Consider the following 18,156-nt stretch of genomic DNA (forward strand, 5'->3'; position numbering starts at 1 on the left):
CCGCGCTGTCGGTGCCCTCTGGTAGGAATACAGCTGTGAGCAGCGAGAACGACACCCCCGAGCAGCCGGAGCAGCTTGCGCTCATCAGGGAGAGCGTGCGCAGGGCGAAGGCGCCGAAGGCGAAGCCGCGCACGTGGCGGGGGGCGGCGCTCGCCAAGGAGTTGCCGGTGGCCCGGGTCCTCGTCGACAAGGGCGTGCTCCACCTCGACCGGTACTTCGAGTACGCGGTGCCGGAGGAGTTGGACGCGGTCGCACAGCCGGGCGTGCGGGTACGGGTGCGGTTCGGGGCCGGGTCGAAGAACGTGCGGGACGGGCGGCGCGAGGGCGGCGGCCTCATCGACGGGTTCCTGATCGAGCGGGTCGCCGAGGCCGAGTACCAGGGGCCGCTCGCCGCGCTCGCCCAGGTCCTCTCGCCCGAACCCGTGCTCGACGCCGCGCTGTTGGGGCTCACGCGGGCCGTCGCCGACCGGTACGCGGGCAGCCTCGCGGACGTGCTGCAACTGGCGGTGCCGCCCCGGCACGGCAAGGCGGAGGCGCGGGAGTTCCCGGCGCCGCCACCCGCTCCGCCCGCGCCCGAGCCGGGTTCGTGGGAGCGGTACGAGCGCGGGGCCGATCTCGTCGCGTCCCTGGCCGCCGGGGGTTCGCCGCGCGCCGTGTGGACCGCGCTGCCCGGACCCGAGTGGGCCGGGGAGATCGCCCGCGCCGTGCAGGCGACGCTCGCCTCGGGGCGCGGGGCGCTCGTGGTCGTGCCGACCGTACGGCTCGCCGCGCGGGTCGACGCCGCGCTGCGGGAGGCGCTGGGCGAGGGGCAGCACGCGCTGCTCACCGCCGACGCGGGGCAGCAGCGGCGCTACTCCGAGTGGCTCGCCGTGCGGCGGGGCGCCGTGCGGGCCGTGGTGGGGACGCGGGCCGCCATGTTCGCCCCCGTACGGAACCTCGGGCTCGTGGTGGTGTGGGACGACGGGGACGCGCACCACAGCGACGACCGCGCGCCGTTCCCGCATGTGCGCGAGGTCCTGGAGCTGCGGGCCACGCGCGACAAGTGCGCGTTTTTGCTGGGGAGTTGGAGCTGCACCGTCGAGGCGGCTCAGCTGGTGCGCAGTGGATGGGCCGCTGCCGTGGCCTCGCCCAGGGAGGCGGTGCGGCGGGTCGCTCCGCTCGTACGGACCGTCGGTGATCTGGACGTCGCGCGGGACGAGGCGGCGCGGGCCGCCCGGTTGCCCAGCCTCGCCTGGGACGTCGCGCGGGCCGCCCTGCGCGACGGCCCGGTCCTCGTGCAGGTGCCCCGGCGCGGTTACGTGCCGCGCCTCGCCTGCCAGCGGTGCCGTGAGCCCGCCCGGTGCCGGCACTGCGCGGGACCGTTGGAGGCGCGGGCGGCCACCGGCGTCCTGGCCTGCGGCTGGTGCGGCCGGGAGGAGGCGGACTGGCGCTGCGCGGAGTGCGGCGGGACCCGGCTGCGGGCCCAGGTCGTCGGGGCGCGGCGCACGGCCGAGGAGCTGGGCCGGGCCTTCTCGACGGTGCCGGTGCGGACGTCGGGGCGCGAGCAGGTGCTCGACACGGTGTCGGCGGCGCCCGCGCTGGTGGTGAGCACACCAGGGGCCGAGCCCGTCGCCGAGGGCGGCTACGCGGCCGCGCTGCTCCTCGACGGGTGGGCCATGCTCGGGCGGCCCGACCTGCGGGCGGGGGAGGACGCGCTGCGCCGCTGGATCGCCGCCGCCGCCCTTGTCCGGCCGCAGGAGGCGGGCGGCACCGTCGTCATCTTGGCCGAGCCGACGCTGCGCCCCGTACAGGCGCTGGTCCGCTGGGATCCGGCGGGGCACGCGGTGCGCGAGCTGGCGGACCGGGCCGAGCTCGGCTTCCCGCCGGTCTCCCGGATGGCGGCGGTGACCGGGGCGCCGGACGCGCTCACCGACTTCCTCGGCGCGGTCGAGCTGCCCGCGGACGCGGAGGTGCTGGGGCCTGTCCCGCTGCCCCCCGCTCGGCGTACGGGGACGGCGCCGCCGGAGGAGCCGGGCGAACGGTTCCTGGTCCGTGTCCCGCCGGGCAGCGGCGCCGCTCTGGCCCGCGCCCTGAAGCAGGCGCAGGCGGCGCGCATGGCGCGGGGCGGGACGGATCCGGTGCGGGTGCGGGTGGACCCGCCCGACATCGGGTGACGGTGGGCGCTGAGCGCTCCGCTGGAAGTGCCGCGACAGGCGTTCGGCCGACTGCGGCGCCGTCGTGGCCGGTCGCGCAGTTCCCCGCGCCTCTACGGGGCGCTGCTGAAGCGCGACGTACTTCGCCCGGCCCGCTTGGAGCCCTCCCGTACCCCAACATGCCGCTGCCTCCCCGCCCGCGGGCGAGGAGGCAGCAAAGAGCGCGCGGCTTCAACCGTTGCGAGGGCCGGGGAAGGCGTTGGGCCGGGCTTCGTCGCGCAGGCCCTGGCTGCTCGCGGTCGGCTGGGTCGGCATGGCGCGGGCGGCCGGTACCGACGGCAGTGGGCCCGCCGTCAGCGGCAGGGCGGGGCGCTGGGGCGTGGGCGTGTCCCCGGCGCGCTCGGCGTCGGCCGCCGCCTGGGCGACCGCCCTGCGGGCCCCGTAGCGGCGGTGGACCGCCTGCTTGGTGACGCCGAGGGCGGAGCCCACGGCGTCCCAGGAGAAACCCAGCGAACGGTCGAAGTCCACGGCGGCGGTCACCAGGGTCTCGACACTGTCCCGCAGCTCCTGGGCGAGGCGGACGGTGGGTGCGGGCGCCCGCCCGTAGACGACGAAGCCGGCGGCGGGGCCGGAGCGGCGCGGCCGGTAGACGTTGCCGAGCTGCGCGGTGAGGGTGCGCAGTGCGTCCACCTGCCGGCGGACCCGCTCGATGTCCCGCACCAGCAGGTGCAGGCTGGCCCGTGCCTGGGCGTCGTGGGTTACGTGGTCGGCCATGTACAAGCCTCTCGAACCGGCGATGAGAACGGTCGGGCCGCGCACGCAGCAAGCGACAGCTTCCGCTGACGTCGGAGTGAGCTGAGTGAGCACGACCCCTGGTCTGGTCAACTCTTTCTTGACCAACGCGCCATCCAGTGAGGGGTCACGCTGTTGCGGTGTATCCATTCCCGTGCGGGGCGCGTGTTCCGGCGCGCGCCCCATAGACTGGTGCGCTGCCCGTGACCCTGCCCCGAGAGGCCGTTAGCCACCGATGAAGCTCGTCTTCGCCGGCACCCCCGAGGTCGCCGTTCCCGCTCTGGACGCACTGATCGCCGCAGGCCGGCACGAGGTCGCCGCCGTCGTCACCCGGCCCGACGCCCCCGCGGGGCGCGGCCGCCGCCTCGTCGCGAGCCCGGTCGCCGAGCGGGCCGAGGAGGCCGGCATCGAGGTGCTCAAGCCGCACCGGCCGCGCGACGAGGACTTCCTCGCCCGGCTGCGCGAGATCGCCCCGGACTGCTGCCCGGTCGTCGCCTACGGCGCGCTGCTGCCGAAGGCCGCCCTCGACGTGCCCGCCCACGGCTGGGTGAACCTGCACTTCTCCTTGTTGCCCGCCTGGCGCGGCGCGGCGCCCGTGCAGCACGCCGTCATGGCGGGCGACGAGATCACCGGAGCCTCCACCTTCCTCATCGAGGAGGGCCTCGACTCCGGGCCGGTGTACGGCACGGTGACCGAGCGGGTCAGGCCCACGGACACCAGCGGCGACCTGCTGACCCGGCTCGCCTTCGCGGGCTCCGGGCTGCTCGCCGCGACGATGGACGGCATCGAGGACGGAGCTCTCAAGGCCGTGCCGCAGCCCGCCGACGGTGTCTCCCTCGCCCCGAAGATCACCGTCGAGGACGCCCGGATCGACTGGGCCGCGCCCGCGCTCCGCGTCGACCGGGTGGTGCGCGGCTGCACGCCCGCGCCCGGCGCCTGGACCGAGTTCCGCGGCGAGCGCCTGAAGGTGCGCACGGCCGTGCTCGCCCCCGACCGCACCGACCTGGCCCCGGGCGAGCTGGGCGTCGGCAAGAAGAACCTGTACGTGGGCACCGGCTCGGGCGCCGTCGAGCTGCTCTGGGTGCAGGCCCAGGGCAAGAAGCCGATGGCCGCCGCCGACTGGGCGCGCGGGGTGCGCATCACGTCGGGCGAACAGCTGGGCTGAGCCCATGCCCGGGCACCCCCGGCCTGCACGTACGCTGGGAGGGTTCATCTCGGCGTACGTGCACCTCGTACGCCCGTAAGACCTCTGCGTACTCCTTGTACGACCCCACCAGCGGAGCACTTTTGAGCGACCAGCCGACCCCGTCGAACCGCCGTCCCCAGAAGCCCGGCAGGTCCGGTAAGCCCGGCAAGCCGCACCGCCGCCCGCGGAAGGACCCCGTGCGCATCCTCGCGTTCGAGGCGCTGCGCGCGGTCGACGAGCGGGACGCCTACGCGAACCTCGTGCTGCCGCCGCTGCTGCGCAAGGCCCGTGAGAAGGGTGCGAAGGAGGGGGGCGAGAAGTTCGACGGCCGGGACGCCGCGCTCGCCACCGAGCTGGTCTACGGGACGCTGCGCCGCCAGGGCACGTACGACGCGATCGTGGCGGCCTGCATCGACCGGCCGCTGCGCGAGGTCGACCCGCCCGTGCTCGACGTGCTGAACATGGGCGTGCACCAGCTGCTCGGTACGCGGATCCCCACCCATGCGGCGGTCTCCGCCTCCGTGGAGCTGGCCCGGGTCGTGCTCGGCGACGGCCGCGCCAAGTTCGTCAACGCCGTGCTGCGCAAGGTCTCGCAGCACGATCTCGGCACCTGGCTCGACAAGGTCGCGCCGCCCTATGACGAGGACCCCGAGGAACACCTCTCCGTGGTGCATTCGCATCCGCGATGGATCGTCTCCGCGCTGTGGGACTCGCTCGGCGGCGGTCGCGCCGGTATCGAGGACCTCCTTGAGGCGGACAACGAGCGGCCCGAGGTGACGCTCGTGGCGCGCCCCGGGCGGACCACCGCCGACGCCGTCCTCGACGAGGTGGGCGAGGAGTCCGGGCTTCCGGGCCGCTGGTCCCCGTACGCCGTGCGGCTCACCGAGGGCGGGGAGCCGGGCGCGCTCGACGTCGTGCGGACGGGCCTGGCCGGGGTGCAGGACGAGGGGAGTCAGCTCGTCGCCCTCGCACTCGCGAACGCACCCGTGGAGGGCCGGGACGAGAAGTGGCTGGACGGCTGCGCGGGCCCCGGCGGCAAGGCCGCGATGCTGGCCGGGCTCGCCGCCGGGCGCGGGGCGACGCTGCTCGCCGCCGAGAAGCAGCCGCACCGCGCGGGGCTCGTCGCGAAGGCGCTGGCCGGGAACCCGGGGCCGTACCAGGTGATCGCCGCCGACGGTACGAGGCCGCCGTGGGGGCCGGGCACCTTCGACCGGGTCCTGGTGGACGTGCCCTGCACGGGCCTCGGCGCCCTGCGCAGGCGGCCCGAGGCGCGCTGGCGGCGCCGCCCGCAGGACCTGGAGGGGTTCGCCCCGCTCCAGCGCTCCTTGTTGCGCATGGCGCTCGAATCCGTGCGCGTCGGCGGTGTCGTCGGCTACGCGACCTGCTCGCCGCACATGGCGGAGACACGGGCCGTCGTCGATGACGTCCTCAAGTCCGTCGGCGGTGCCGAACTCATCGACGCGCGGCCCCTGCTTGAGGGCGTACCGGCCATCGGCGACGGGCCTGACGTGCAGTTGTGGCCGCACCTGCACGGCACCGACGCGATGTACCTAGCGCTGATCCGGCGCACCGCCTGACGTCTCCGACGTCTCCGACGTCTTCGCCAGGGCGCTGGGCCACCACACGCGTGGCCCCACGTCCAGCAACAGCGCCGTCACCAGGACCGAGCGGACGATGAAGGTGTCCAGGAGGACGCCGAGAGCGACCGCGAAGCCGATCTCGGCGAAGGCGACCATCGGCAGCGTGCCGAGGGCGAGGAACGTGCCGGCCAGGACCAGGCCCGCCGAGGTGATCACCGCGCCGGTCGCGGACAGGCCGGTGACGACGCCGGGCCGGGTGCCCTGGCGGGCGGCCTCCTCGCGGATGCGGGTGGTCAGGAAGATGTTGTAGTCGATGCCGAGCGCCACCAGGAACACGAAGACGAACAGCGGGAAGTCCGTCGACTCGCCTGCGTAGTCGAACAGGTGGCGGAAGGCGAGCGCGCTCACGCCGAGCGCCGCGGCGAACGACAGGACGACCGTCCCGATCAGGAGCAGCGGCGCGATCACGGCGCGCAGCAGCAGCCCGAGGATCAGCAGCACGACCACCAGGACCAGCGGGATCACGAGCTTGTTGTCGTGGGCGGTCGCGCGGTCCATGTCGAGCAGGGTCGCCGAGCCGCCGCCCACCTCGGCGTCCGCGTCCGGCACCTGCCGCACGGCGTCGCGGACCCGCTGCACGGTGTCCCGGGCCGCCTGGCTGTCGGACGGGTCGGTGGTCGTCGCCTCGAACAGGACCCGGCCGTCGTGTTCGCGGGCGGTGTTAGGCGGCACCGTGATGCTGCGCGCCACGACGCCGTCCGTACGGGCGACCGCGAGCCGCACCCGCGCGTTCTGCTCGCTGTTCGCGACGACGACGAGCGGATCACCGGCGCCGGCCGGGAAGTACTTCTCCGAAATCTTCTGACCCTTGATCGAGTCCGGCTCGCCGGTGAACGAGTCGGCGTTGCTGATGCCCTCCGCCCGCAGTTGCAGCAGGCCCAGGGAGAGGACGGCCAGGGCGATCGCGGTCGCCGACCACACCAGACGCGGCCGGTGCGAGATGCGGCGGCCGATCCGCGACCAGACGCCGCGCTCGGTGGGTTCCGCGGAGCCCAGGTGCGGGACGACCGGCCAGAACAGCCAGCGCCCGAAGACGACGAGGAGGGCCGGGAACAGCGTCAGCATGGCGAGCAGGGCGACGGCGACGCCGATCGCGGCGACCGGGCCGAGGCCGCGCGTGGAGTTCATGTCGGCGGTGAGCAGCATCAGCATGCTGCACACGACGGTCGCGCCGGAGGCGAGGACCGCCGGGCCCGCCCGGTGCAGGGCGAGCGCCATCGCCTCGTGCCGGTCCTCGTGGCGGCGCAGCTCCTCCCGGTACCGGGCGACCAGGAGCAGCGCGTAGTCCGTCCCCGCGCCGAACACGAGAACGGTGAGGATGCCCGCGCTCTGCCCGTTCACGGTCAGCCCCGCGTGCGTGGCGAGGAGGTAGATCAGCGCCTGCGCGGTGAACAGGGCCGCCACCACGCTCACCACCGGCACGAGCAGCAACGTGGGGCTGCGGTAGGTGAACAGCAGGATGACGATGACGATGCCGAGCGCGGAGAGCAGCAGCGTCGAGTCGATGCCCTCGAAGGCTTCCGAGAAGTCCGCCGAGGTGCCGCCCGGGCCCGCGACGTGGATGGTGAGGCCGCCCACCGACTCGCCGGTCCGGTCCCGAACGGAGTCGACCGCGGGCCCGATCCGCTCCCAGCCCTTCTCGTCCATCGCCACCGGGACGGCGATCTGCGCCGCGGACGGCCCGATCCGCTTGTCGTAGACGGGCCCGGCGGTCTGGACGCCGCGCAGTCCGTGATCGCTGAGCTCCCTGATCTGCCGGGCGTCGGCCGCGATGCGGGCCCGGTCCGCCGCGGTGAGGCCGCCCTCGCGCGCGTAGACGACGATCGCGGGGATGGACTCCGGCCTGAAGTCCTTGGAGAGGTCGAGCACCTGGGTCGACTCGGCCGATCCCGGCAGCCAGGACTGGGCGTCGTTGTCCTGCGCGTCGGTGAGCTTCTGCGCCAGCGGCGCCACCCCGACCAGGACCACCAGCCACAACAAGACCATCAGCCACTTGCTGCGCCGCCCGCACACCAGCCAGGCGACTCCGCGTCGTGGTACAGGCTTCTCGGTTCGGGCATCGGTCTGTACGTCCGCCATGGCGCGCCCCCCGCTGCGTCGTGCGCGGTGCTCCTGATTCGCCCTTCCTGGGCGGCCCACCATGGCACGGGAGGGCACGGCTCGGCATCGGTTCGGCGCACTGGTCCAGACCGAGGCGGATGCGGAGCCCGGTCCATGGGAGGCTGGGGGTATGGCTCAGATCAACCCCAGCATCCTGTCCGCGGACTTCGCGCGCCTCGCCGACGAGGCAAAGGCCGTCGAGGGCGCCGACTGGCTCCATGTCGATGTCATGGACAACCACTTCGTCCCCAACCTCACGCTCGGGGTGCCGGTCGTAGAGTCGTTGGCGCGGGCGACGGACACGCCGCTGGACTGCCATCTGATGATCGAGAACCCCGATCAGTGGGCTCCCCAGTACGTCGAAGCGGGTGCGGGTTCCGTCACCTTCCACGCGGAGGCGGCCGGAGCCCCGGTGCGCCTGGCGCGCGAGATCCGCGCCAAGGGCGCCCGCGCCTCCATGGCGCTGAAGCCCGCGACGCCGATCGAGCCGTACGAGGACCTGCTCCCCGAGCTCGACATGCTGCTGATCATGACGGTGGAGCCGGGCTTCGGCGGCCAGGCGTTCCTCGACATCATGCTGCCCAAGATCCGCAGGACCCGGCAGCTCATCGCCAGGCACGGCCTCGAACTGTGGCTCCAGGTCGACGGCGGCGTCTCCGCCAAGACGATCGAGCGGTGCGCCGAGGCGGGCGCGGACGTCTTCGTCGCCGGTTCGGCGGTGTACGGTGCCGACGACCCGGCCGAGGCGGTACGTGCATTGCGCACCCAGGCAGAGAGCGCCACGGCGTCCGCGCCGTGGGCGTGCGACCACTGAGCCACGGATACGTGAACGCCCGTCATCAGGGCTGATCAAGCCCGAAGGATCTGCGAGGATGAGCCGCGTATCCAGGTTGTAAACGCAGTGAGTCGTGCAGAAGAGCAGAAGAGCAGTGAGGAGATCGCCGTGTCCGCATCATCGGCAGGTCGGTCAGCCCTGCGGATGGGGCCCGCGGAGCTGGTGCAGGCGGCGGCCATGGCCCGTCGCTTCTACCTAGAGGGCAAGTCCAAGATCCAGATCGCCGAGGAGTTCGGCGTCAGCCGCTTCAAGGTGGCCCGGGTCCTGGAGACGGCCCTGGAGCGGGATCTCGTACGCATCGAGATCCGGGTCCCGGCCGAGCTGGACGCCGATCGCTCCGACGCGCTGCGCGCCCGCTACGGCCTGCGGCACGCGGTCGTCGTCGAGTCGCCCGCCGAGGCCGAGGAGTCGCCCGACCCGGAGAACCTCGGCGAGGTCGCCGCGGATCTTCTGGGCGAACTGGTGACCGAGGGCGACGTCCTCGGGCTCGCCTGGGGCCGCTCGACCATCCACATGGCCGCCGCCCTCGACCGGCTCCCGCCGTGCACCGTCGTGCAACTGACGGGCGTGTACGACGCCGGGACCGCCGAGCGCGGTTCGGTGGAGGCCGTGCGCCGCGCGGCCCAGGTGTCCGGCGGCGACGCGCACCCCATCTACGCGCCCATGCTGCTCCCCGACGCCGCCACCGCGACCGCGCTGCGCAACCAGACCGGCATCGCGCGCGCCTTCGAGTACTTCGACAAGGTCACCGTGGCCTGCGTGTCGATCGGCTCGTGGGAGCCCGGCATCTCCACCGTGCACGACATGCTCAGCGACGAGGAGCGCGCCCACTACGCGTCCCTCGGCGTCGCAGCCGAGATGTCCGCGCACCTCTTCGACGCCCAGGGCCGCCGCGTCGGCCGCGACCTGGGGGAGCGGTGCATCACGGTCGAGACGGACCGGCTGCGGCGGATACCGGAGGTCGTCGCCATCGCGGGCGGCCAGCGCAAGGCCGCCGCCATCGACGCCGTGCTCCGCTCGGGCCTCGTGACCAGCCTGGTCACCGACACCGCCGCGGCCGACTTCCTGCTCGCCGCCGGATCCACGCCGCGCCCCGCGCTGCAGCGCACGGACCCGGACGACTGACGATGGCCGACACGGTCGTGCTCGACCTCGACGGGGCCCCGGACAAGGCCGCGTTCATGGAGCGCTGCGCCACCGTGCTCGCCCTGCCGAACTGGTTCGGACGGAACTGGGACGCACTGGCCGACTGCCTGAGCGAGCGCGAACTGGTGCTCGTCGTGACCGGCTGGCAGGGGTTCGCGGCGCGGTGCCCGCGGGAGTGGGCGACGGCCCGCGCGGTGTTCGGCGAGGCCCCCGCCGTCGAGCTGCGCCTCGACTGACCGTTGCACCGTCACTGATCGTTCTCTTTTGGATGATCGTCCGAGCCGGGCCGGTGACCTTGGGAGGTTCGGCCCGGAGACGGCTTCGCCGCGCCCGTGGGAAAATGAAGTACGTGCTTTGTGCCCCGGAGGATTCCTCCCGGGGACCCCTTCTACCGACTGGGATGTCCGCACGTGCGTTTCCTCAATGACATCAAGCCCGCGTACGACCTGACGTACGACGACGTCTTCATGGTGCCGAGCCGGAGCGCCGTCGGCTCCCGCCAGGCCGTGGACCTCTCCTCGCCGGACGGCACGGGCACCACGATCCCGCTGGTCGTCGCCAACATGACCGCGATCGCCGGGCGCCGCATGGCCGAGACGCTCGCCCGCCGCGGCGGCCTCGTCGTCATTCCGCAGGACATCCCGATCGAGGTCGTCACCGAGGTCATCTCCTGGGTCAAGACCCGTCACCTGGTGCTCGACACCCCGATCGTCCTCGCGCCGACCCAGACGGTCGCCGACGCCCTCGCACTCCTTCCCAAGCGCGCGCACAACGCGGGCGTGGTCGTCGACGACGAGCTGCGCCCCGTCGGCGTCGTCACCGACCAGGACCTGACCGGCGTCGACCGCTTCACGCAGCTCTCCGAGGTCATGTCCCGTGACCTGCTGCTGCTCGACGCGGACATCGACCCGCGCGACGCCTTCAACAAGCTGGACGGCGCCAACCGCCGCTACGCCCCCGCGGTCGACAAGGACGGCAAGCTCGCCGGCATCCTGACCCGCACCGGCGCCCTGCGCGCCACCCTCTACACCCCGGCCACCGACGCGGACGGCAAGCTGCGCGTCGCCGCCGCCGTCGGCATCAACGGTGACGTGGCGGGCAAGGCCAAGCAGCTCCTCGACGCGGGCGTCGACACCCTCGTCATCGACACCGCGCACGGCCACCAGGAGTCGATGATCAGCGCGATCAGGACGGTGCGCGCGCTCGACCCGCGGGTGCCGATCGTGGCGGGCAACATCGTCGCCGCCGAGGGCGTCAAGGACCTGATCGAGGCCGGTGCCGACATCATCAAGGTCGGTGTCGGACCCGGCGCCATGTGCACCACCCGGATGATGACCGGCGTCGGCCGCCCGCAGTTCTCCGCCGTTCTGGAGTGCGCCGCCGAGGCGAAGAAGTACGGCAAGCACGTCTGGGCCGACGGCGGTGTCCGCCACCCGCGCGACGTCGCCATGGCGCTCGCCGCGGGCGCCTCCAACGTGATGATCGGCTCCTGGTTCGCCGGGACCTACGAGTCCCCGGGCGACCTCCAGCACGACGCGCAGGGCCGCGCCTACAAGGAGTCCTTCGGCATGGCGTCCGCGCGCGCCGTGAAGAACCGCACCTCGGACGAGTCCTCCTACGACCGCGCCCGCAAGGCGCTCTTCGAGGAGGGCATCTCCACCTCCCGGATGTTCCTGGACCCGCAGCGTCCGGGCGTCGAGGACCTGATCGACTCGATCATCGCGGGCGTCCGCTCGTCCTGCACGTACGCGGGTGCCGACTCGCTCGCCGAGTTCGAGGAGCGGGCGGTCGTCGGCATTCAGTCCGCCGCCGGTTACGCCGAGGGCAAGCCGCTGCACGCCAGCTGGAGCTGATGCCCCAGGAGGCGGCGTGGGCGGTGCCGGTCAGACGGCCGGAGCCGCCCACGCCGCCTCGATGCGTCTGCCGCCGGGCGCGGGCAGCACCGCGAGCCGCTCGGCGAGCCGTTCCGCCATGTGCCGGCCGAAACCGCCGCCACCCCTGTGAGGGGTGCGCATCGCGTGGTCGACGGCTACCCCACCGCCGGATCTTCGTGGCCCCCGCCCCCGGTGGGGGGCAGGACGGTGTCGAGGCCCGTGATGCGGAAGATCCGCTCGACCGCCGGGGAGAGCCGGCTGACCGCGAGGGCGGCGCCGCGCTCCTGGAGCTGTCCGCGGGCGCGCAGCAGCACGTTGATGCCGCCGGAGTCGAAGAACTGCACGCCCGACAGGTCGAGGGTGACGATGGTGCCGGGCCCGGGGGCGAGCGCCGTCACCGCCGCGAGCAGATCGGGCGCCGTCTCGTAGTCGAGGTCGCCGCTGAGCGTGATGACGGGGCCGCCGGGACCGTCCGTCACGGTGCGGGCCCGCACCGGGCGCGGCCCGTCGGGTATGGACTCGGATGCCGCGTGCGTCATCGGCTCCTCCGTACGGTCAGGGCGAGTGTGTCGTCGGGGTGCAGGATCACGGTGTGCATGTCCTCGGCGAGGGCGCCGGGGATGTCCTCGGTGGGGCGGTGGCGGTGGCGGACGGCCGCCTCGACGAGTCTGCGCTCGCCCTCGTAGGGGTCGCGGCGGCTCTCGGTGAGCCCGTCCGTGTAGAGGACGAGCAGGTCGCCGGGGGCGAGTTCGTCGTGCCAGAGGCGGTCGCTGCCCGCCATCGGGTAGCCGACGCCGCGGCCGCGTACCTCCAGGAAGCGGGTGGTGCCGTCGTCGGAGACGAGGAGCGGCGGCGGGTGGCTGCCGTTGGCCAGCTCCAGGTGGCCCGTGGCCGGGTCGATACGGGCGAGCAGGACCGTCGCCATCAGCTCACGGTCGTAGGGCAGCAGGATCTCGTCGGTCCGCGCGACGATCGTCTCCAGCGGATGGCCCTCCAGGGCGAGCGTGCGCACGGCGTGCGTGACGTTCAGGGCGCTGCTGGTACTGGTGAGTCCGTGGCCGAGGGCGTCGACGACGGTGATGTGCACGGTGCCGTCGGGCAGCTGGAACCAGTCGTACAGGTCGCCGCCGGTCGGCGCGTCGCTCTCGGCGGGCGCGTAGTGGATGGCCAGTTCGAGCCCGTCGACCTTCATCGGCCCCGGGCGCAGCGCGTCCTCCAGTTCGCGGAGCATCTGGCCGTGGGCGCGGCGCAGTTGCTCGTCGCGCTCCTCCAGCTGGACGTAGAGGGCGAGGACGCCGCTGTTGGTCTCGTCCAGTTCGTGGGTGAGGCGGCGCCGGTCCGCCTCCAGGGCGTCGGCGCGGGCGACCGCCGCCCGCAGCTCCTCCTCCAGGAGGGCGGTGGGGGAGGGCTCGGCGCTCTCCACGGCCGGCGGGCGGCGCTGGCCCGGCAGCGGCACCTGCCACACCGTGGTGTCCGCCTCGCGGGTGCCGGGCAGCGGCAGCGTCTCCACCGAGGCGGCCCAGGGCGGGCCGGCGGCGTGCAGCCGCACCGTCAACGACTGCCGGTGCGCGGAGTACTCGTACACCGACTCCAGGGTGACGGGCCGGCCCGCGCGCAGTTCGGGGCCGGCGACGCGGGCCACCGAGAGGGTGAGCCGGGTGCGCAGCTCGGCCGAGAGCCGGAACGTCACCGCCAGCGCTCGTACGGCGGCCCGCAGATCGGCCGCCGAGCGGTGGGTCGAGCGCTGAGCGGGCACGGCTGCCCGGTCGGTCATGTGTTCCTCCTTGCCGCCCCGGAGACCAGGGCGGTCGCGTCGTCCCGCGCCGAGCGGTGGCCGTGCCCGAGGGCCGCGGCCAGCAGCCGGGGCGGGAGCCCCAGCAGGAACGGGGGCGCGGAGTCCGCCCAGCGCGGCGCGATGCCGTCGCTGTGCAGGACCGCCGCGCTGTCCTCGGGCATCGGCAGCGTACGGGCCCGCGGCCTTGGCATGTTCCAGCCCACGACTCCAGGCTGCCCCGTGTCGCGGGCGGCGATGCCGTCGTGGCCGACGAGCAGCAGGCGCACGTTGCCGACCCCGCAGTGCTCGACCGCACCGGGCCGCAGGCGCAGCAGGGAGACGGCGGCGCCGCGGCTGCCCCGCAGGGCGCGGTCCATCGTCATGAGCAGCTCGGGCAGCGGGCCGTGCGGGTTCTCGCGGAACACCCGGACGGCCTCGGCGCTGGCCCCGGCCGCCTCGGCGCCGTGCCCGAGGCCGTCCACGACGGCCGCGGTGCGGCCGCCGGGGGCGTCGACCACGGCCGCGCTGTCCCCGCACAGCTCCTCGCCGCGCAGCGGCAGGCAGACCAGGCCGAGGTCGGTGGCCGCGGGAGCGGTGCCGGGCGCGTGGAAGCGGGCGCAGATCAGTGTGCCGACTCCCGGCAGGGTGCGCAGGGTCAGCTCGTCCGCGAGGCGCTGGGCCGCGCCCATGCCGGAGCCGAGGGTGCCGGTGGTGCTGTAGCCGTCGGCCATGGCGCGGTCGGGGCTGGCGATGCCGGGGCCCCGGTCGGCGGCGATGATGTCGAGGCCGCCCTTCTCGCCGTGGCGCTGGACGTACATCGCGCCCTCCACGGCGTGCCGCAGGAGGTTCTCGGCCAGCTCGGTGGTGAGCACGGCGGCCCGTTCGACGGTGGCCTCGGCGAGGCCGGCGGCCCGCGCGGCGTCCTTGGCCAGGGTCGCCGCGTGGTGCACGGCGCTGGGGTGGTCGACGACGACGTGCGCGGTCACGGCGACGTCGGCGAAGGCGGTCACCGCGCCGTCCAGCGGACCACGGTGACCGTCGTGCCCGCGCCCGGGCGGCTCTCGACGTGGAACTCGTCCATCAGCCGCCGGGCCCCGCCCAGACCGTGGCCGAGGCCGTTGCCGGAGGTCCAGCCGTCGGTCATGGCGGCGCCGAGGTCCGGGATGCCGGGGCCCTCGTCCTGGATGACGAGGCGGACGCCGTCCGCCGCGCCCCGCTTGAGGAGTTCGACGGTGAGGGTGCCGCCGCCGCCGTGGATGTAGGCGTTGCGGGCCAGTTCGCTCGCGGCGGTCACCACCCGGGTCTGGTCGACCAGGCCGAGGCCGCACTCGATCGTGGCCGCGCGCACGGCGTGCCGCACCGTCAGGAGGTCGTCCTCCGACCGCACCTCGTAGTCGCGGCGCACGCTCACCCGGACCGCCGGGCCGTGGTGCGGCGCGTGCGAGGCGAGCTCATCGGACATGGTCACGGCCGGGGCCCTCCGGGGTCCGCAGCCAGCCGAGCGCGGTGAGCCCCTGCTCGGCGTTGAGCGCCGTCTCCACGCCGGTGAGCCGGATGCCCAGCTCGACCAGGGTGATCGCGACGGCGGGGCGCATGCCCGCGACGATGACCCGCGCGCCCAGGAGCCGGGCCATGTGCGTGAGCTCCATCAGGGTGCGGGCCACGAACGAGTCGATGAGTTCGAGCCGCGAGATGTCGATGAGCACACCGCGGGCGCCGTCGGCGACGATCCGCTCGGTCAGCTCCTCGGTGAAGGCGATCGCGGAGCGGTCGTCCAGCTCGTTGAGGAGCCCTGTCACCAGGACGTCCGCGAGCCGCAGGATGGGGACGCCCGTCGGGTGCGGCGTCGGTGGTGTGCTCACGTGGCGGCCGACCCGGTCATGGGGAGGGCGCCGGCGGGCTGCTCGGTCATCCGCATCGCGTCGGCGAGCGCGTCGGCGAGCGTCGCGCGGGTCAGGATGGTGGACAGGTCGATCCCCAACTGGACGATGGTCTGGGCGATGGACGGCCGGATCCCGCTGATGACGCAGTCCGCGCCCATCAGCCGGACCGCGCCGACGGTGTGCATGAGGTGCTGGGCGACCGCCGTGTCGACGGTCGGCACCCCGGTGATGTCGATGATGGCGATCTTCGCCTCGTCGTCCTGGATCGCCTGGAGCAGCGACTCCATGACGATCTGGGTCCGCGCCGTGTCGAGCGTGCCGATCAGCGGCACGGCGAGCACGTGCCGCCACAGCTGGACGACGGGCGTGGACAGCTCCATGAGCTGCCTGCTCTGCCGCTGGATGATCTCCTCGCGCCCCTCGACGAAGGTCTCGAAGGAGAGGGCGCCTGCGGCGTCGAGCATGCGGTTGACCAGGACGGCCGCCGAGAACAGCTCGCCCGTGTCGAGGGTGGTGTGCCGCACTGCCGCCAGGAGCGCCTCCTTGAGGGAGAGGACGGCGAGCGCGGTGTCGGTGGGGGTGGCACCGGCCCGGACCCGGCGCAGGGAGAGCTGGGTCACCGTCGTCCGCAGATCGTGGTGCGAGGTCACGAGCCGCTCGACGGGGATGTCGCCGGCCAGGGCCTCGGTGAGGGCCTCGACGAGCAGGTGCGCCTCCTCGCGCAGCTCGCTCTCGCAGAGGTCCGCGCCGAGGGCCGCCTGCTCCAGCTGGAGCGTCGTCCAGCGGTCGGTGATCTGCCCCTCCTGATCGCGCAGCGCCGCGAGCAGCACCTTGCGGATGTCGGTATCGCTGGTACTCACGAGCCCCTCTTCACACCGTTCTCTTCGTCTTTCCCGGACGGACTGTGCACCTTGCACACATGATGCACACACCGGATCTTCACCGCGCCGACCAGGGGGCCGACGCGTCACCGTCCCGCGGCGGCCGGCCTGCGGCCGACGCACGGGACGGCCCCACCGCGTACCCACGAACTGCGCCTTCACGCCACACGACCCCGTGTGAGCCCGGCCACACCGCGCACGCAACAGACGAAACGGACGCCGCAACGAACCCCCGCGCAACCGGGATCCGCGCAACGATCATCCGGCCGCGCGCAAGGTTGCTGCATTACAGCCGGGAAGTCACGTCCTCTAGAGTCATCCGCTGTACGCGGCACGGCGGGAACGCGCTGCTCGGCGCTTCCCCGTTCGCGGTGTGACCGGACAGACGCCCTCCCGCCCTGCCCGACCCTCAACCGGCAGCGATGAAGGAGCCAGTCCGTGCTCGACCACGGCGCACCCCCGCGCAACCCCCGCGACGAGCCCGCGAGCGCGGGCCTCGGCGCCCGTCTTATGCGCCGCAAGCCGGTGGAGCGCCTGGTCGAGGAGGGTGGCCGAGGCGAGGGCGGGCAGCTGCGTCGCTCGCTCGGGCTGTGGCAGCTGACCATGATCAGCATCGGTGCCACGCTCGGCACCGGGATCTTCGTCGTCCTCGGCGAGGCCGTCCCGAAGGCGGGCCCCGCCGTCACGCTCTCGTTCGTGATCGCGGGCCTCACCGCCCTCTTCTCGGCCCTTTCCTACGCCGAACTGGCCGGCTCCATCCCGGTCGCGGGCTCCTCCTACTCGTACGCATACGCAACGATGGGTGAGCTGATCGCCTGGGTCTGCGGCTGGTGCCTGGTCCTGGAGTACGGGGTCTCCGTCGCCGCCGTCGCCGTCGGCTGGGGCGAGTACCTCAACGAGCTGCTCGACGGCACGATCGGCGTCACCATCCCGGACGTCCTGTCGGCGCCGCCCGGCGACGGCGGCATCTTCAACCTGCCCGCGCTGATCGTCGTCCTGCTCGCCATGGTGTTCCTGCTCGGCGGTGCCAGGGAGTCCGCGCGGGCCAACACGATCATGGTCGTCGTGAAGATCGTGTCGCTGCTGCTCTTCTGCGCCATCGGCCTCAAGGGCTTCCAGTCCGGCAACTACGAGCACTTCATGCCGCTCGGCATGGCGGGCGTCAGCGCCGCCGGAGCCACCCTCTTCTTCTCCTACATCGGCTTCGACGCCGCCTCCACCGCCGGTGAGGAGGCCAAGAACCCGCAGCGCGACCTGCCGCGCGCGATCATGCTCTCCCTCGTCATCGTCACCGCGCTGTACGTGCTCGTCGCCGCCGTCGCCGTCGGGGCCCGGCCCTGGAAGCGGTTCAGCGACTCCGAGGCCGCGCTCGCCGGGATCATGAAGGACGTCACGGGCCAGTCGTTCTGGGCGACGCTGCTCGCCGCGGGCGCGGTCATCGCCATCGCCTCCGTCGTCCTCACCGTGCTCTACGGGCAGACCCGCGTCCTGTTCGCCATGAGCCGCGACGGGCTCGTGCCGAAGGCGTTCTCCAAGGTCCACGCGAAGAGCGGGGCGCCGCGCGTCAACACCGTCCTCGTCTCCCTGTTCTGCGGCGTGCTCGCCGCCGCCGTGCCGCTCGGCCAGCTCGCCGACGCCACCAGCATTGGCACGCTCTTCGCCTTCGCCCTGGTCAACATCGCCGTGATCGTGCTGCGCCGGACCCGGCCCGACATGGAGCGCACGTTCCGGGTGCCGCTGTCGCCGCTCTTCCCGGCCGTCGGCTTCGCGCTCTGCGTCTGGATGATGGGCAGTCTGTCCGCGATCACCTGGATCGTCTTCGGTGTCTGGATGGCCGTCGGCCTCGTGTTCTACTTCTGCTACGGGATGCGCCGCTCCCGTCTCGCCGCCCCCTCAGAGCCCCAGAAGTGAAC

Annotated in this window: 17 protein-coding genes; 8 read left to right on the forward strand and 9 right to left on the reverse strand. The window is 73.5% G+C overall.

Annotation, left to right across the window (positions count from 1 at the left end):
• Window positions 1-35: 35 nt before the first annotated feature.
• Window positions 36-2,153 (forward strand): primosomal protein N', encoded by a 2,118-nt coding sequence (locus tag ACH4RC_RS23435; RefSeq protein ID WP_398204076.1) that lies wholly within the window; start codon window positions 36-38, stop codon window positions 2,151-2,153.
• 210 nt (window positions 2,154-2,363) lie between these two features.
• On the opposite strand, the gene ACH4RC_RS23440 is transcribed toward ACH4RC_RS23435, so the two are convergent.
• Window positions 2,364-2,906 (reverse strand): hypothetical protein, encoded by a 543-nt coding sequence (locus tag ACH4RC_RS23440; protein ID WP_398204079.1) that lies wholly within the window; start codon window positions 2,904-2,906, stop codon window positions 2,364-2,366.
• A gap of 253 nt (window positions 2,907-3,159) precedes the next feature.
• On the opposite strand from ACH4RC_RS23440, the gene fmt reads away from it, so the two are divergent.
• Window positions 3,160-4,089: a methionyl-tRNA formyltransferase gene (gene fmt / locus ACH4RC_RS23445; RefSeq protein ID WP_398204082.1), complete on the forward strand. Its 930-nt coding sequence runs from the start codon at window positions 3,160-3,162 to the stop codon at window positions 4,087-4,089.
• Window positions 4,090-4,211: 122 nt separating this feature from the next.
• On the forward strand, window positions 4,212-5,687 hold the full coding sequence (locus ACH4RC_RS23450; protein WP_398204085.1) for an RsmB/NOP family class I SAM-dependent RNA methyltransferase: 1,476 nt from the start codon (window positions 4,212-4,214) through the stop codon (window positions 5,685-5,687).
• Here ACH4RC_RS23450 and ACH4RC_RS23455 read toward each other — a convergent pair.
• A complete protein-coding gene (locus ACH4RC_RS23455) occupies window positions 5,661-7,829 on the reverse strand; it encodes an MMPL family transporter (RefSeq protein WP_398204086.1) in 2,169 nt (722 codons plus the stop codon). The two genes, ACH4RC_RS23450 and ACH4RC_RS23455, sit on opposite strands and share 27 nt — an antisense overlap.
• A gap of 151 nt (window positions 7,830-7,980) precedes the next feature.
• On the opposite strand from ACH4RC_RS23455, the gene rpe reads away from it, so the two are divergent.
• From rpe to ACH4RC_RS23475, 4 genes are all read left to right on the forward strand, one after another.
• Window positions 7,981-8,664: a ribulose-phosphate 3-epimerase gene (rpe, locus tag ACH4RC_RS23460; protein ID WP_398204089.1), complete on the forward strand. Its 684-nt coding sequence runs from the start codon at window positions 7,981-7,983 to the stop codon at window positions 8,662-8,664.
• 165 nt (window positions 8,665-8,829) lie between these two features.
• Window positions 8,830-9,810 carry a sugar-binding transcriptional regulator gene (locus ACH4RC_RS23465; protein WP_398204192.1) on the forward strand — a complete coding sequence of 327 codons (981 nt, stop codon included), beginning with the start codon at window positions 8,830-8,832 and terminating at the stop codon, window positions 9,808-9,810.
• Between the two features lie 2 nt (window positions 9,811-9,812).
• Window positions 9,813-10,067 carry a barstar family protein gene (locus tag ACH4RC_RS23470; RefSeq protein ID WP_398204092.1) on the forward strand — a complete coding sequence of 85 codons (255 nt, stop codon included), beginning with the start codon at window positions 9,813-9,815 and terminating at the stop codon, window positions 10,065-10,067.
• A gap of 174 nt (window positions 10,068-10,241) precedes the next feature.
• The gene (locus ACH4RC_RS23475) at window positions 10,242-11,684 is read left to right on the forward strand and encodes a GuaB1 family IMP dehydrogenase-related protein (protein WP_398204095.1); all 1,443 of its coding nucleotides are present in this window, start codon (window positions 10,242-10,244) and stop codon (window positions 11,682-11,684) included.
• A 30-nt stretch (window positions 11,685-11,714) separates the two neighbouring features.
• On the opposite strand, the gene ACH4RC_RS23480 is transcribed toward ACH4RC_RS23475, so the two are convergent.
• From ACH4RC_RS23480 to ACH4RC_RS23510, 7 genes are read right to left on the reverse strand one after another with little or no spacing between them, the layout of a single operon-like run.
• A complete protein-coding gene (locus ACH4RC_RS23480; protein WP_398204098.1) occupies window positions 11,715-11,846 on the reverse strand; it encodes a hypothetical protein in 132 nt (43 codons plus the stop codon).
• Between the two features lie 14 nt (window positions 11,847-11,860).
• Window positions 11,861-12,244: an STAS domain-containing protein gene (locus ACH4RC_RS23485; protein ID WP_398204100.1), complete on the reverse strand. Its 384-nt coding sequence runs from the start codon at window positions 12,242-12,244 to the stop codon at window positions 11,861-11,863.
• Window positions 12,241-13,479 (reverse strand): PP2C family protein-serine/threonine phosphatase, encoded by a 1,239-nt coding sequence (locus ACH4RC_RS23490; protein WP_398204102.1) that lies wholly within the window; start codon window positions 13,477-13,479, stop codon window positions 12,241-12,243. Before ACH4RC_RS23490 ends, ACH4RC_RS23485 begins: the two co-directional genes overlap by 4 nt.
• On the reverse strand, window positions 13,476-14,489 hold the full coding sequence (locus ACH4RC_RS23495) for an ATP-binding protein (RefSeq protein WP_398204104.1): 1,014 nt from the start codon (window positions 14,487-14,489) through the stop codon (window positions 13,476-13,478). Before ACH4RC_RS23495 ends, ACH4RC_RS23490 begins: the two co-directional genes overlap by 4 nt.
• Window positions 14,486-14,947, reverse strand: coding sequence for an ATP-binding protein (locus ACH4RC_RS23500; RefSeq protein WP_398204107.1), 462 nt, complete (start codon window positions 14,945-14,947; stop codon window positions 14,486-14,488). Before ACH4RC_RS23500 ends, ACH4RC_RS23495 begins: the two co-directional genes overlap by 4 nt.
• Window positions 14,931-15,341 (reverse strand): STAS domain-containing protein, encoded by a 411-nt coding sequence (locus tag ACH4RC_RS23505; protein WP_398204108.1) that lies wholly within the window; start codon window positions 15,339-15,341, stop codon window positions 14,931-14,933. Before ACH4RC_RS23505 ends, ACH4RC_RS23500 begins: the two co-directional genes overlap by 17 nt.
• Window positions 15,338-16,222 (reverse strand): STAS domain-containing protein, encoded by an 885-nt coding sequence (locus ACH4RC_RS23510; protein WP_398204110.1) that lies wholly within the window; start codon window positions 16,220-16,222, stop codon window positions 15,338-15,340. Before ACH4RC_RS23510 ends, ACH4RC_RS23505 begins: the two co-directional genes overlap by 4 nt.
• A gap of 459 nt (window positions 16,223-16,681) precedes the next feature.
• Here ACH4RC_RS23510 and ACH4RC_RS23515 point away from each other — a divergent pair, with 459 nt between their 5' ends.
• On the forward strand, window positions 16,682-18,154 hold the full coding sequence (locus ACH4RC_RS23515; RefSeq protein ID WP_398204111.1) for an amino acid permease: 1,473 nt from the start codon (window positions 16,682-16,684) through the stop codon (window positions 18,152-18,154).
• Window positions 18,155-18,156: the final 2 nt, after the last annotated feature.

The sequence above is a fragment of the Streptomyces sp. NPDC016845 genome, from assembly GCF_044332585.1.
Classification (GTDB): Bacteria; Actinomycetota; Actinomycetes; order Streptomycetales; family Streptomycetaceae; genus Streptomyces.

Excerpts from the sequence above, each read along its gene's own strand:
- ACH4RC_RS23440 (WP_398204079.1), bottom strand. The coding sequence starts at position 2,906 with ATGGCCGACCACGTAACCCACGACGCCCAGGCACGGGCCAGCCTGCAC.
- fmt (WP_398204082.1), top strand. The coding sequence starts at position 3,160 with ATGAAGCTCGTCTTCGCCGGCACCCCCGAGGTCGCCGTTCCCGCTCTG.
- ACH4RC_RS23455 (WP_398204086.1), bottom strand. The coding sequence starts at position 7,829 with ATGGCGGACGTACAGACCGATGCCCGAACCGAGAAGCCTGTACCACGA.
- rpe (WP_398204089.1), top strand. The coding sequence starts at position 7,981 with ATGGCTCAGATCAACCCCAGCATCCTGTCCGCGGACTTCGCGCGCCTC.
- ACH4RC_RS23465 (WP_398204192.1), top strand. The coding sequence starts at position 8,830 with ATGGGGCCCGCGGAGCTGGTGCAGGCGGCGGCCATGGCCCGTCGCTTC.
- ACH4RC_RS23470 (WP_398204092.1), top strand. The coding sequence starts at position 9,813 with ATGGCCGACACGGTCGTGCTCGACCTCGACGGGGCCCCGGACAAGGCC.
- ACH4RC_RS23480 (WP_398204098.1), bottom strand. The coding sequence starts at position 11,846 with ATGCGCACCCCTCACAGGGGTGGCGGCGGTTTCGGCCGGCACATGGCG.
- ACH4RC_RS23485 (WP_398204100.1), bottom strand. The coding sequence starts at position 12,244 with ATGACGCACGCGGCATCCGAGTCCATACCCGACGGGCCGCGCCCGGTG.
- ACH4RC_RS23490 (WP_398204102.1), bottom strand. The coding sequence starts at position 13,479 with ATGACCGACCGGGCAGCCGTGCCCGCTCAGCGCTCGACCCACCGCTCG.